We start from the raw sequence: 12,695 nt of genomic DNA, 5'->3' as shown, positions 1-12,695 counted from the left end.
TTATTTTCCCAATCTTTATGAAGCGTTTCTTGCTTGATTAGGCAGCAAATTGCAATTTAAAAGCTAATTCACTACTAAAGTCCCGCAATAAATGATTCCTTTTCACAATCATACAGTACCTTTAGTATGCTATTATTTAATAACTAATACAGGAATGAGAGGAAAATGATGTGAAGACACTATTAATCCTTTTCATTGGGCTGCTTATTACCCTTATTACATTACTAACAGGCTGCAGCGGTTATACCTATAAAGACGCAGTCAAAAACGGAGATGTTATCGGAGGGCCTGGAGGTCCGCTTCATGTCGAAAAGCTTGATCAATTCGTGGATCATGCCGCCAGCCGGCAGCAAGCCAAGCTTACGGTCGTCAACTTTACTGTAGAAGGACAGCCAGATATCGGAAAGCTGGAATACAAAGACGGGAAAATTCAATATTCCTGGTCTACACGAAGTAAACTGAACAAAAAAAGAAACGACCTGCGCTACAAGACTGCCTGCAGCACAATCGAAACGATAGAAGAACAGCTGGAAGGCAATGTTGTTGTTTCAAAGCTGTATATACTGAAAGGCTGTGAGGAAACGATTGGAATGAGATACAAAGAACCAGACTCCATCATCGTTTATCAATTGCCAATTGAACAAGAATAAACGGCTCTGCCATCCTTTGGACAGGCGAGTTACTGATTCATTTGCATCCTACAAAATCACGATCCTGCGAAAGTTAAACTGAAAGCATATACTTTTCTGTGCATTGGAAGTCTGGGGAAGGACGCCTTCCCCTTGCCCCTACGTAAAATATTCAAATCGAGCATGCGGAAAATAACGATTCATGCTAGCCATAAGATGTTCTTTAATCTGTTCCTCTTCTTCCTTCTGATAAATATATTTGCCTATGCCGTACTTCCCCCATTTATAACGCCGCTTGGCCTCATCCAGCTCCAGCTTCGTCATCGGATAATTTTGCTCGATAATCCGTTTGGCCGGTTTAGTAAAACGATGCTGAATAAATTCAAAGGTAATGTCTTCGCGCGCATCCTTATCCAATTCATTATCCAGTCGCTCGAACATGTGCTCATAACCGGCTTCCCAGCCTTCGTGCAAATAAATGGGAGCAACTATAAAGCCTAGCGGATAACCAGCTTTGGCAACCTTGCCAGCCGCTTGAATACGCTGCTCAAGCGAGGATGTGCCAGGCTCGAAATTTTTAATGACATAATCGGCATTGACACTGAACCGAAACCGAGTCTTTCCATTATGCTTGGCATCAAGCAAATGATCGACATGATGAAACTTTGTAACAAACCTCAGCTTTCCATACTCCGACTGTCCAAAATGCTCTATAGCACGCTTCAATGTATGGGTCAAATGATCAATTCCTACAATATCAGAGGTACAAGAAGCCTCAAAGCGCGTCAGCTCAGGCGCCCGTTCTGCAATATACGCATCTGCCGCCTCCAAAATTTCATCCACATTCACATAGGTACGAATATACGGCTTGCTGCCCATTGTCGTTTGCAGGTAGCAATAATGGCAATGCCCCATACAGCCTGTTGCGAAAGGAATGGCATATTCAGCCGAAGGCTTTGAAGTATCAAATTTCAAAGTTTTGCGGATGCCTACTACAAGTGTTGATTTAGCAATCCGATAGCGCTGCAAATAAGACTCCCCTGGCAAATTGCGAATCTGATTATGCGAGGTCGTATATCTGATTTCTAAGCCAAGCTTCGTAAACTTGTCCAGCAGCTCTTTTCCAAGCGGATACTCTAATGCATCAGGCTCAAAATAAACGAGCCGCGGCATAAAAGGAGCGTTCATTCAAAGCCGCCTTCCCAGCTTAAGCCGAAGCTCTCTTGATACGCTTGCTCAGCCTCCTGTTCTGAAGAAAATACAGCCATTTCTTCCGTAAGCGGATAATACTGATCATACAAAAATACAGCCAGCTCACCTGGGTTGCCAGGATTGCTGACGACAGCGGCAGCTTGCACGTTCGCAACATTTTGAACATGCGGATTGCGATACAGCACGTATACAATATCGCCTGGCTGATAAGATTGTGCAGCATGCTCCAATGACATATTTCAACAGCCTCCTTAAAGTGAATAGATAATGGTTAAATATTCCCTATTAGCTGTCAAACTATGTCTTTCACAGCAAAACCATTTCGCTATTGCCATTATGCCTAGCCATCCGTCCAGTCTCTCCCCTACCAAAGGCCAGTATAACAAACAGTCTCCGGACTGTTACTTAGACTAAGCTTACAGCTTACAATTAAGACATCGAATACGAAGCGAAAGGATAATGCAATATGAAAAAATTATACCGGTCCCATACAAATAAACTACTATCTGGCTTATGCGGAGGAATTGGCGAGCTGCTGCAAATTGATCCAACCATCATTAGACTTGTTTTCGCGGTATTGGCGGTTTGCAGCTTTGGATCAGTTCTGCTGATTTACATTATCGCATCCATTCTAGTCCCTAAAGCGCCAATCAATCATTTTTCTTACCACAACCAATATCATTACTAAATTATAATTTTAAAAGGAGAGATTGAAATATGGGTATTCTAAAACGTGTAGTTGATATGACAAAAGCCGCTGCAAATGAAGTGTTGGACAAAATCGAAAAGCCAGGCATGATGCTGAATCAGTATTTAAGAGACTTGGATGAGCAAATTTCCGGCCTGGAAAATGCGATTTCGACACAAAAGGTTCAGGAGCGCATGCTTCACGGCAAATATCAGGACCAACATGAGCAAGCAAGCTTCTATGAAGAAAAGGCTGGAAAGGCTATTGCTGAAGGGCGCGAAACAGATGCGCGCATAGCACTGGAAGCCAAGCTTCTTTATGCAGAGCAGGCAGAGGAAACTGCAAGATTGCAGGAAATGGCAGCAAAATCCGTTACTGAGCTGGAGCAAAATTTGGAGCAAATGAAAGAAGAGCGTACCCGCCTGCAGTCAAGACGAAGCGAACTTATGACTCGGATAAATCATACAGAAAAACAACAGCATGATTCAGCAGCTCATTCCTTATACGGCGGTACGGCATCTCAAGGCTTTGACCGCATCGAACAAAAAATTATGGAATGGGAAGCACATCAAACAATTGCGAAGCCTTATTCCGCATACACAAACCAACATGAGGCTAGCTATCAGCAGGAGCTGCGTAATACTCGAGTAGAAGAAGAGCTTCAGCGCTTGATGCAAAAACAAAACGGACAAGGCTAAATGTCTTCATATAAAAACGAAACAGTCAGGGACAAATGCCCTGACTGTTTTCGTTAAAATTCCTGCTAACGAGCTTCCTCAGCCTTCAAAAAAACTATTTTTTCAAAACTTTGGGCCGGTTCTTCATTTCCTTCCTCAACCTCATCAATCTCTTGCTGCAGCCATACTATGCGACGATAAAAGCCCTCTGCGATAGCTCGCTCAATGTGCTTATCAGCTGGATCGATTTGAACAAGCTCAGAATAATAGCTTTGCTGCGACTCATCACCAACCGGATTAGAATAATGATAACGATCTTCAATATGATTATGAAGCAGCAAATACAGTTTTCCGTCATGCATTTGCATATCTGCTATTTCGGCATAATTTTGCCTGAATAAGCTAGTTGCCTGTTTCAATTCCAAGTCGATTGATAGTATCCGATAGCCTTGCACCAAAAATATTTTTCCTGCAGCCTCATCTATGATCGCTTTGTTTTCTGCTTCAGGCGTCCGATCATAAATGCCGTCCGGCTCGGATCTCGGAAATTGAATATCGCCCAGCCAGTTTCCTTCGCGGTCAAACAGCTCTAATCGATGATCCAGCATAACCGCAATTGTATCTTTGTAAGGGAAAATTTGCGCTTTTGCATGCGCATTTCGGCTAATTCCCAAGAAGGCTGACTTAAATTGTTCATTCTGCTCGTCATATTGAAAAAGGCGGCCCATAAAGCTGTACCAGACCAGTCCGCTGGCTTCATCCTTATACCACTGCCTTGGCTTTAAATAATCCTGGTCGACAACAGCCGTCACTGCTTTAAATTCCTGCATGTTTGTCTCCATCATCAGCAGGTCCAAATCAGTTACTATTTCATTAAGAAGCGATTCAATATGAACGCTGCCTTGCTTAACAATCAGTTTGGAAGGCACCGGCACAGATAGCTCTGCTGCTATTTTCATATCGCGGTCAAGCTTGATGACACGATTGGCCTTCGTATCGGCTACAAGCCAGCCCTGCTCCAGCTTAACAAAATCCATTGCACCAAAGCCGCTCGCCCCTTCGCCAATAGCTACTTCAATGGTAACAGGCCACTCACCCAGCTTGGTCAGCTTATTATTTTGATATTGATAAAAATCCTTCTCTACAAGCACATACCAGGTTGATTGCAAGTATCTATATGTTTTGGCAAAAACATAATCCGAATCCGAATACAGCTCATCAACGGCACGCTGCAGCGCAGGCGGCACTTCGGCATTCGCATTTCGCTCCTCCCCGCTCCATTCTACAATTATATGGTTTTCCCATACGGGGTCCAATTCGGAATTGTCTACTGCCTGCACATCCGGGTCCTGCATCCATTCGGCCCAAATAGAATCCAGCGTATCTGCTTCTGTATGAACAAGATCATAAAAATGCAGCAGCTGCTTTTTTCCTTCAACTTCAAATTCGGCCAGCAAGCCGTTTTCGCTTATCAGCTTAGCTGCACCAAGCTGAAATTGCTTATAGACTGGCTCATTGTCTATTGAAGCAAAACCTTCCTCATATTGCAGTACATCGATAGCTTCACTCGTAATTTGCACAAAATTGTATGGATCGACCGCAAGCCATTTGCCTTGCCATAACCGCTCGTCAATAGGAAGCACTAAATCTGCCCGCTCGAAAAAAACAGCTGCTTCATTGCCGGCGGAATCGCGAAGATGCCCTAAAATCATCAACGTCTGATCCGGCTTATGGATAGGCCTCGCAACTAAAAGCTCATAACCGTCAAATCTCAGCATCTCCTTGCTGGGATTGCTGAAATAGACAAGGCTGCTTCCACTGTCGTCAAAAACATCCATCGTCTCATCCTCGGAAAGCTCGTAGCTTTCTTGCTGCTGTAAATAATGGACCGCATTATCTTTTTCAAATAAGGCTAACTCTTCACCTGGAATCGGCTTGTCAGACACTTGATGCCAACGATTGTTAGCTGGATCATATATACGCTGAGTTAAACTGTTTTGTAATTTCATAGTGAAGCTAAACAAATTGGCAGACTGCGTGAAAGCAGACGCTACGATTTCATTCGGTCCGAAAAATTGCTCTCCCTTTTCCACTACTTTTGGCTTCTCTGCCAGCTCAATGGCAAGCCATAGACCAGCCGGCTCCGTCTGGCTTGCGCTTGCGGTACGCGTTTGAGCGCCGATCAGCAAGTAATTGCCATTGACGAAGGCTTGGGCAGGCAGCGAGCTCGCCCACTGCTGCAGCAGCACAGGGGCTTCTTCCTTCCCAGGCGAGTAATAGAGCTGATTATGCTGGACATATAACTCCTGGCTATCCTTTCTCCATAACACCAATTGCTCCGTCGTTCCGGTAGCAAACCGCTGATTTACTTGCTCCCAAATCTCTATTGTCTGTAAGGGAGTTTCCTCTTCAGGAGCGGCAGCTCTTTGCAAGTGCATATAATACCAGACTCCAGCTCCAAGCAAGCCGATGATGATAATCGCGCTGAGCAGCATCCACTTTCGCTTAATTCCCATCATAATCCTCCCTTAAACGGTTATTAACATTGAATTCAACTATAACTTATAAACGCTATGCAGCTGGGAATTGTTTCATGTAATAGACTTGTACAGCGTGTCACTACCAGACTTATCGCTGCTTTTTTTGAAAGCTTATCATCGTTATTCTTCTATGTATCTAGCATATATGCATTATAGTCAGCTTTGCAAACAAAACTAGACGAATTCTTTATTGAGCGACATTCACGCGTCAAGGATAAACGGCTCTGCCGTCCTTTGGACAGGCACATTTACCGATGAAATATAGATACAACCAGAAGGTTAAAACTTATGCTTTCCTATATTTAATTGGGAAAGCCCGGCGGACGCAGCGGCGTCCCCGGGCTTATGCTCAACCAATTCTGCTCCAACGATAAGTCTTTTCTTATTGGAACGGAAAGGATGACATGTAATTAATGTTACAAGCGATTTGCTTTCAACAGGATCGATGACCTGTACATCCGTTGGCATGACAACTGTTTTGTTGACAATAGCGTACGAATACGTTTCTGTAGGCGTTCTGACGATAAAACCGTCACCTGGCTCCAATTCATCCAAGCGATTAAAAAATTGACCAAATGTCGCCGACCGGTGCCCTGCAATTGCAAAATTAGCGCCTGTCTCACCTAAATCTCCGCTTTCAGCAAGATGGCCGACTGCAGCGGACAACTGCTCGGTGCCTGCACCGTGCACGATAGGGACTGCTAAATCGATTTTAGGGATTTCCAAAATAGCCAGCACGTCGCCAATCTCATAAACTGGGGAAGCCTCTGCCAATTCTGCAATCTCAATGGCATCTGGCAAAGCCTCATTCAGCTCTTCAAAGGGCAGCTGTACGAATTCCTCCACAAGCCTCGCGGTTTTCGCTTCCTGTATATACTGTCCCGCCATAAGATAAATGATAACTCCTACACCGAAAATGATCATCAAATTGCCCAAAACTTTCATCATCATCCTCCAATAGAAAGGGAAGGACAGTGTCCTTCCACAGTCTGCTCCAAAAGGATCGATCATTTGCTGCTGTTAGGCTTTATTTTTTTAATTTAATGCTGCTCATGATCAATTGGTCCAGTTCACGGGATTTCTCCATTACAACAGGATCAAACAAATGATAGTGCTTGGTGAGCTCCTCGACGTCCTTGCTCAGCTGTTCGGCTCGCTCAAAATTATGTTCCAGCTCCTTCTTCAAAGAATTTTCAATGCGGCTGATATAATTCATTTTGATCCTGTTCAAACGCTTCAGCGGTGCAGACGCTGCCTTTCTTTGCGGTATTTCTTTCATATAAAGCACGATAAGATTGTCCAATTGCTGTGATTTTTTTATAACTAGGGAATCCTGCAAGCCCCGCTGTTGAATCAGCTCCGCCAACTCGCTGCGCAATGTCTCGATTTTTGTCATATGGCATCATGCTCTTCTTCTTCTGACTAACAACCCGGCAGCCATAAGCAGCATTGCTCCAATGAGAAGCACGCTGCTATCCAGCAAACCGCCGGTTTTAGGCAGAACAGCTAGCCCGTGCTTGTCAGAGTAGCTAGCTTGCCAGGAGCTTTTTTCCGGCTTTGCATTTTTGGTCGATTGACCTGAATCGTTAATGCCAGTTGTTTTGCCGCCCGTTCCGCCATCGCGGCCGCTTGCGCCTCCATCATTGCCTATGGCGCCGCTGCTGGCATGCTCATCATCTTTGCCGGAGTTATTTGTGCTGTCATCTCCCCCGATGATATTGTTATCATCCGCACTGCCTGTACCGCCAGAGTTACTGCTTCCGCCGGGTTTTCCGCCTCCACCAGAGTTTCCGTCTCCGTCAGGGTTTCCTCCTCCGCCAGTGTTTCCGTCTCCGCCAGTGCTTCCGTCTCCGTCAGGGTTTCCGCCTCCGCCAGTGTTTCCGTCTCCGTCAGGGTTTCCGCCTCCACCAGTGTTTCCGTCTCCGCCAGGGTTTCCGCCTCCGCCAGTGTTTCCGCCTCCGCCAGTGTTACCATTGCCCTCTTCTGGAATAATTGCGCCGTTATCTGAGCAGTCGCTATCCGTTTGCAATTGAAGCGTCAAAATCGGATCAAGACAAGCTGAGCCGGCAACACCGCCGATAATATGGTCCACAGTATCCAACAGATTTGAGGTTGAAATCGGCAGAACCGCGTCAACCGAATCCAAAACCGTTTCTACCGTACTGCCCAAACCCGGAAGCAAGCTTTCGACATTTGGCAGCAAGCCATCCAGACCAGCATTCACATCCAGGTCCACTAAAGAACCGCTCCCCTGACTGCCTTTTCCTGGGGACAACACGTCCACATTGACATCCAATAGGGAGCCAGTGCCTGCGCTGCCTTTATCTGATGGGGACAAGATATCCAGGTTTACATCCAGCAAGGAGCCCTTGTCTTGAGTCCCCTTCTTATCTGGGGACAACACGTCCAAATCTACGTCCAACAGGGAGCCACTGCTTGCGCTGCCTTTATCTGACGGGGACAAGATATCCAGGTTTATACCAACCAAGGAGTCTTTGTCTTGGGTCTCCTTCTTATCTGGGGACAACACGTCCAAATCTACGTCCAACAGGGAGCCAGTGTCTGCGCTGCCTTTATTTGACGGAGACAGGATATCCAGGTTCACATCCAGCAAGGAGCCCTTGTCTTGAGTCCCCTTCTTATCTGGGGACAACACATCCAAATCGACATCCAATAGGGAGCCACTGCTTGCGCTGCCTTTATTTGACGGAGACAGGATATCCAGGTTCACATCCAGCAAGGAGCCCTTGTCTTGAGTCCCCTTCTTATCTGGGGACAACACGTCCAAATCGACATCCAATAGGGAGCCAGTGCCTGCGCTGCCTTTATCTGATGGAGACAGGATGTCTAGGTTTACATCCAGTAAAGCTTCCGTACCTTGGCTTTCTCTTCCTTTGTGTGACAACACATCCAGGTCCACATCCAATAAGGTTCCCTTTTCTGTACTGCCATTATCTGTCGGGGACAGCTCGCCCAGATTTACATCCAGCAAGGAGCTCCTGTCTTTGTCCGCTTTCTTTTCTGATGACAACACATTCAGATCAACGTCCAGCAGAAAGTCAGTACCTGACTCCACTGTTGGCAGAAGTGCATCCAGATTAACGTCTACCTTCAAATCGAGCAGTTTAGCGTCATTGGTATGCTCAAGCAAGGAACCGATGTTCAACAAGCCGCCAGCTTGCTCCTCAATAACCTCGTCAAGATTTAATGGAAGCAATGCCGCATGTGCCTTGCTATTTCCTAGTGTCATTAAAAAACCAATCATCAACCCCATTAGAACAATGCCGAAAGAAATACTTTTTTTCATATTCGTTACACTTCCTTTTCTCATTTTTTATGCAAATATAGAGAAAAGGAAATGCTGAGGCGGCTCTGTTGGCGGTTCATTGGCCCACTTGGTAATGAGTTGTCTCGTATCTTTTGCTATGTTTCTTCTTCCAGCCTCTTTCTCGGAAACGCTTTCACCAAGAATCATATCCACTCCGCCTGCTGATGACGAGTTTCCACTGCCAGAACCCGTTCCATTTTTAGGCGCTGGCTTGGCAAAAATAATAGCTAGCGTAAAAGGATCGGTTCCCTTATCTTCTTTTTGAAGCGGATGTTGCGATGGTAACTGATTCGATTGGTCTGGCTTGGATTGAATATCTTCGCCATCAGCTGCTTGCCTTAACCCTTTGTCTGCAGCAGTATCCAATTGATCGAATAGCCAAGCATCGCCGTCATGGTCAACTGCTTCAGTTGTTGAATCTTCTCGCTGAGCTACAGATTGTTCCGCATAATGAGTTTGTTCACTATCATCGGGCGAAAGAGACAACTTTACTGAATTTCCAATGTTCCCGGAGGTTCTATCCTCTTCTAGTTTCTCTGTGAAGCCAGTTTTTTCAGAATGGCTGGTCTCTTCACGAGGATAGGAACCTTCCGTATTCTCATTCGAACTTTTCCCATTCTCGTCAGAAGGAGATGTATCCGGCTTCTCTTTTTCAGAATCAACTTCAGAGTCAACCTCAGAGTCAACAGGTTTGTTTTCATTCTGTCCGGCTCCAATCAGTCCACTTACCAAATCACCGACACTGGTTACAAGATCGCCTGTATGGCCGACCGTTTCGCCTACACCCCCTACAATTTGCCCTACACCATCGACAAGCTCAGGAATAGGCAATAACGGTTTAGTAGAAACAACGGTAGCTTCGACATTTTTAACAATACCTTCAGTACCGCCTGCAGCTGTCTCGACTGTCTTCACAACAGCGCTTACAGTCGAATCCACCGTGCCAGCAACGTCCTGTACAAGCTGTGTGACACCTTGTCCCGACAATAAATCTCTTTCAGCAGTTAAAACAGTACTGACTTCATTAGTTACATTTTCGACTTCCCTTGTGACGGTAGAGGTCGTCTCTGTCACCGTGTTCACCGTCGACTTGACGACTTCAGTCAGATGCTCCGTAGTCCCGCCTAATCCAAACGGAGACAACAGTTTTCCCTCCGACGTTGCAGAATTGACAACATTGACGGTTTCCGAAACAGTTTTATCTACCACATCCGTTAACCCGTCGACAATTTGAAACAAGCCGGAACTTCCAGATGCCTCTTCTTCCGCGCTTTCTTTGTTTCCTGATAATAAACCCAATAGGCCACGCGCATCAATTGTTTCCTGGAAAACGCAGGACACACTAGCAGCAAGCAAGAAGGCACACAAACACTTTATCCATGTGTTCATTCATTCACCCCCTTCCAGTTTTCAACAACCTTGGGATATATCGAATATTATAGAAAAATGACGAATTACTGTCATCGGAAGAAAGACACAACTGGAGAAAATATAGACATGTGCAAAATGGTTTATTCAGAGGTGAAATAGTGAAAAAAATGTCGAAAAATGCCTAAATTAATGCCCAGGTCACAAAAATAAATGACTTAACCGTTCTTTAGACAGGTCCTGTTTGCAGAAGAATTATAAAAATATCGAAGCTGTCGATTTGTTGTGAATAGGGCAAGAAGCAATGAAAAGGGAGGCTACTACGATCAAGTTTGGGATTCCGACCGCTGTTGTAGTCCAATTTTTTCATCAGCTATCCACTGTAAAGGATAAAATCGGCCTACAAAGGGGGATGCTGCCACTTCTCCATTCCCAATCTTGCTCACCGCTCCCCTTTCTTATTGCTAATTAATAGTTATCCACTATGAAGGGATACCTCATTCAATTTTAGTCATTTTTCAGTATCTCGAACTGCTCCAGCGTTTGTCTAAACCGGGAGCCATGGCCTTCGGCCGCTTCCAGGAAGTAGCTCGACGTCAAAATAAAACTGCCTTGCTGCTCGTTGCTCGTCACATAGACGGATACGACCTCACTGAGACGGTCATGACCGTTAATCGCATGGATCAGATATCCATTCACCGGCTCCGTTACCGGCTCAACGTCGCGCACCTCCAGGAACTGATCGGCGAGCTTCGCAGCAATTTCTTTTGCCAGATCTTCAGGCAGCTTATCTACTTCCTGCTCAATCGTTAGCGATACTTGCGGATATGGATCTGGCAGCGGATCGATAGTTGTAATTGTATCTTTGCCATTCTCTTGAACGAGTTTATAACGATCCTTGTCATAGTAAATCGCGTAACGGCTTTCCTTATCGACGTGAACCTGGCCATTGGTTTCTTCCTTCTCGCCTTCTACTGAGATTTCAATTTTTTTCTCCGGTTCAAACCAGGATTGCATACTTTTCATCAGCGCCGTACCTGCTGGTAAAGATAGAAATGCGGTTATGGCTACAGCAGCAGCGGCAATACCCGTCGTTACTTTAATCATTTTCATAGTTTTACTTCTTCCTTTGCTATTCGTAGTTGCTGCAGCCGCCTCTGTGGCCCGATTGGCATAATACTCTTGCGATGCCTGACTATCCAATTGCGATTCTAGGCGTGCCCAAATGTCTTCCTTCACCCCGTCGTCTGCATTAGTTTTTTCGATTAATTGTTCTTTAAGCTTTCGATCCATATGAATTTCCCCCCAGGCATTTTCTTATCTTTTCGCGGCCCTTAAACAATCTGGATTTCAACGTATTGACATTCAGCTCCAAAATGTCTGCGATTTCCCTCTCACTATAGTCGTGCAAATATTTTAAAATCAGCGGGATTCTGTACATATCGTGCAGCGACTGCAAAGCGTCGTAAATATCCAGCCTCACATCCGGCAGCTTCTGCTCCACCGCGATACGCTCAAGCTGTTCCCCGAATGGCATAACCTTCTTCTCTCGTTCCATCACCCGATAGCACTCTCTTAGAAGAATACAGTAGAACCAGGGCTTAAACGGCTTCCCGCTGTCATATTGCCATATATTCCGGTAGACACGCAGGAAAGTTTCCTGCACGGCGTCCTTTGCCCACTCCCCATTCTTCGTCACCAGCTTCGCCGTACGAAGCGCGTAGTCGAAGTATTCGTCATAAAGACTTCGGAATGCTTCCCGATCACCTTGTAGTATTCGACTGAGAGTTTCCTGCTCCAACCCCACTCACCTCTTTCATGCTGTTCTATAAGTATTACCCTTCATAACTCAATAAAGTTTGCTGCAGATAAAAAGAAACGGCTTCCCCGTCAAAATACTAAGGATAAACGTCTATCGCCGTCCTATGGACGGCGCGTTTACCGATGAAAAATAATAACAAGTATAAGAGAAAAACTTATATCATCTCTTATATGAAACAAAGCCCATAATCATGTAGATTATGGGCTTCCTGTTCCTATAAGTATGGACGTTATTTATTCTATCTGTGAATTTTCGAACATTGTGTATTTTGGCGCTTCCTAGCTTACCTACGTTTGCCCAAAAGAATCTAGATGGTCACACGTTCCGTTATTTGCCTTAAAACCGCCATTTTCCAATTTTCGCGGACACACGTTCCGCTATCCGGCTCTAAATGAGGCTTTTTCTGCGAATTATGTCTCAATAACGGAACG

The 12,695-nt window shown here is 45.2% G+C and carries 12 protein-coding genes; 3 read left to right on the top strand and 9 right to left on the bottom strand.

The annotated features are described in order from the left end of the window. Nucleotides 1-170: 170 nt before the first annotated feature. Nucleotides 171-650: a DUF4362 domain-containing protein gene (locus V1L65_RS18640; protein WP_331700738.1), complete on the top strand. Its 480-nt coding sequence runs from the start codon at nucleotides 171-173 to the stop codon at nucleotides 648-650. A gap of 138 nt (nucleotides 651-788) precedes the next feature. Here the strand turns inward: V1L65_RS18640 and splB are convergent, their stop codons facing one another. Then, on the bottom strand, nucleotides 789-1,817 hold the full coding sequence (splB, locus tag V1L65_RS18635) for a spore photoproduct lyase (protein ID WP_331700737.1): 1,029 nt from the start codon (nucleotides 1,815-1,817) through the stop codon (nucleotides 789-791). Beyond that, on the bottom strand, nucleotides 1,814-2,077 hold the full coding sequence (locus V1L65_RS18630; protein ID WP_331700736.1) for a transcriptional regulator SplA domain-containing protein: 264 nt from the start codon (nucleotides 2,075-2,077) through the stop codon (nucleotides 1,814-1,816). The genes splB and V1L65_RS18630 overlap by 4 nt, the downstream gene beginning before the upstream one ends. A 230-nt stretch (nucleotides 2,078-2,307) precedes the next feature. On the opposite strand from V1L65_RS18630, the gene V1L65_RS18625 reads away from it, so the two are divergent. Further along, entirely contained in the window at nucleotides 2,308-2,529 is a 222-nt protein-coding gene (locus V1L65_RS18625) for a PspC domain-containing protein (protein ID WP_331700735.1), read from the top strand. A gap of 29 nt (nucleotides 2,530-2,558) precedes the next feature. Beyond that, on the top strand, nucleotides 2,559-3,227 hold the full coding sequence (locus V1L65_RS18620) for a PspA/IM30 family protein (RefSeq protein WP_331700734.1): 669 nt from the start codon (nucleotides 2,559-2,561) through the stop codon (nucleotides 3,225-3,227). Nucleotides 3,228-3,292: 65 nt separating this feature from the next. Here V1L65_RS18620 and V1L65_RS18615 read toward each other — a convergent pair whose 3' ends face one another. From V1L65_RS18615 to V1L65_RS18585, 7 genes are all read right to left on the bottom strand, one after another. Then, nucleotides 3,293-5,722, bottom strand: a complete 2,430-nt coding sequence (locus tag V1L65_RS18615; protein ID WP_331700733.1) for a hypothetical protein — start codon at nucleotides 5,720-5,722, stop codon at nucleotides 3,293-3,295. A gap of 303 nt (nucleotides 5,723-6,025) precedes the next feature. Then, nucleotides 6,026-6,697, bottom strand: coding sequence for a class D sortase (locus tag V1L65_RS18610; RefSeq protein ID WP_331700732.1), 672 nt, complete (start codon nucleotides 6,695-6,697; stop codon nucleotides 6,026-6,028). Nucleotides 6,698-6,773: 76 nt separating this feature from the next. Continuing rightward, entirely contained in the window at nucleotides 6,774-7,142 is a 369-nt protein-coding gene (locus V1L65_RS18605; protein ID WP_331700731.1) for an aspartyl-phosphate phosphatase Spo0E family protein, read from the bottom strand. A gap of 6 nt (nucleotides 7,143-7,148) precedes the next feature. Beyond that, entirely contained in the window at nucleotides 7,149-9,053 is a 1,905-nt protein-coding gene (locus V1L65_RS18600; RefSeq protein ID WP_331700730.1) for an LPXTG cell wall anchor domain-containing protein, read from the bottom strand. 27 nt (nucleotides 9,054-9,080) lie between these two features. Beyond that, nucleotides 9,081-10,463 carry a hypothetical protein gene (locus V1L65_RS18595; RefSeq protein WP_331700729.1) on the bottom strand — a complete coding sequence of 461 codons (1,383 nt, stop codon included), beginning with the start codon at nucleotides 10,461-10,463 and terminating at the stop codon, nucleotides 9,081-9,083. A gap of 486 nt (nucleotides 10,464-10,949) precedes the next feature. Beyond that, a complete protein-coding gene (locus V1L65_RS18590) occupies nucleotides 10,950-11,735 on the bottom strand; it encodes a hypothetical protein (protein WP_331700728.1) in 786 nt (261 codons plus the stop codon). Next, nucleotides 11,719-12,243, bottom strand: a complete 525-nt coding sequence (locus tag V1L65_RS18585; RefSeq protein ID WP_331700727.1) for an RNA polymerase sigma factor — start codon at nucleotides 12,241-12,243, stop codon at nucleotides 11,719-11,721. The genes V1L65_RS18590 and V1L65_RS18585 overlap by 17 nt, the downstream gene beginning before the upstream one ends. Between the last annotated feature and the right edge of the window lie 452 nt (nucleotides 12,244-12,695).

Source organism: Paenibacillus sp. IITD108, assembly GCF_036541265.1.
In the GTDB taxonomy this organism is placed as follows: domain Bacteria; phylum Bacillota; class Bacilli; order Paenibacillales; family Paenibacillaceae; genus Pristimantibacillus.
Note: the sequence above shows the minus strand (reverse complement) of the source record. Positions and strands in the feature narration are given on the sequence as shown.

Excerpts from the sequence above, each read along its gene's own strand:
- V1L65_RS18625 (WP_331700735.1), top strand. The coding sequence starts at position 2,308 with ATGAAAAAATTATACCGGTCCCATACAAATAAACTACTATCTGGCTTA.
- V1L65_RS18620 (WP_331700734.1), top strand. The coding sequence starts at position 2,559 with ATGGGTATTCTAAAACGTGTAGTTGATATGACAAAAGCCGCTGCAAAT.
- V1L65_RS18600 (WP_331700730.1), bottom strand. The coding sequence starts at position 9,053 with ATGAAAAAAAGTATTTCTTTCGGCATTGTTCTAATGGGGTTGATGATT.
- V1L65_RS18615 (WP_331700733.1), bottom strand. The coding sequence starts at position 5,722 with ATGGGAATTAAGCGAAAGTGGATGCTGCTCAGCGCGATTATCATCATC.
- V1L65_RS18605 (WP_331700731.1), bottom strand. The coding sequence starts at position 7,142 with ATGACAAAAATCGAGACATTGCGCAGCGAGTTGGCGGAGCTGATTCAA.
- splB (WP_331700737.1), bottom strand. The coding sequence starts at position 1,817 with ATGAACGCTCCTTTTATGCCGCGGCTCGTTTATTTTGAGCCTGATGCA.
- V1L65_RS18595 (WP_331700729.1), bottom strand. The coding sequence starts at position 10,463 with ATGAACACATGGATAAAGTGTTTGTGTGCCTTCTTGCTTGCTGCTAGT.
- V1L65_RS18630 (WP_331700736.1), bottom strand. The coding sequence starts at position 2,077 with ATGTCATTGGAGCATGCTGCACAATCTTATCAGCCAGGCGATATTGTA.
- V1L65_RS18590 (WP_331700728.1), bottom strand. The coding sequence starts at position 11,735 with ATGGATCGAAAGCTTAAAGAACAATTAATCGAAAAAACTAATGCAGAC.
- V1L65_RS18610 (WP_331700732.1), bottom strand. The coding sequence starts at position 6,697 with ATGATGATGAAAGTTTTGGGCAATTTGATGATCATTTTCGGTGTAGGA.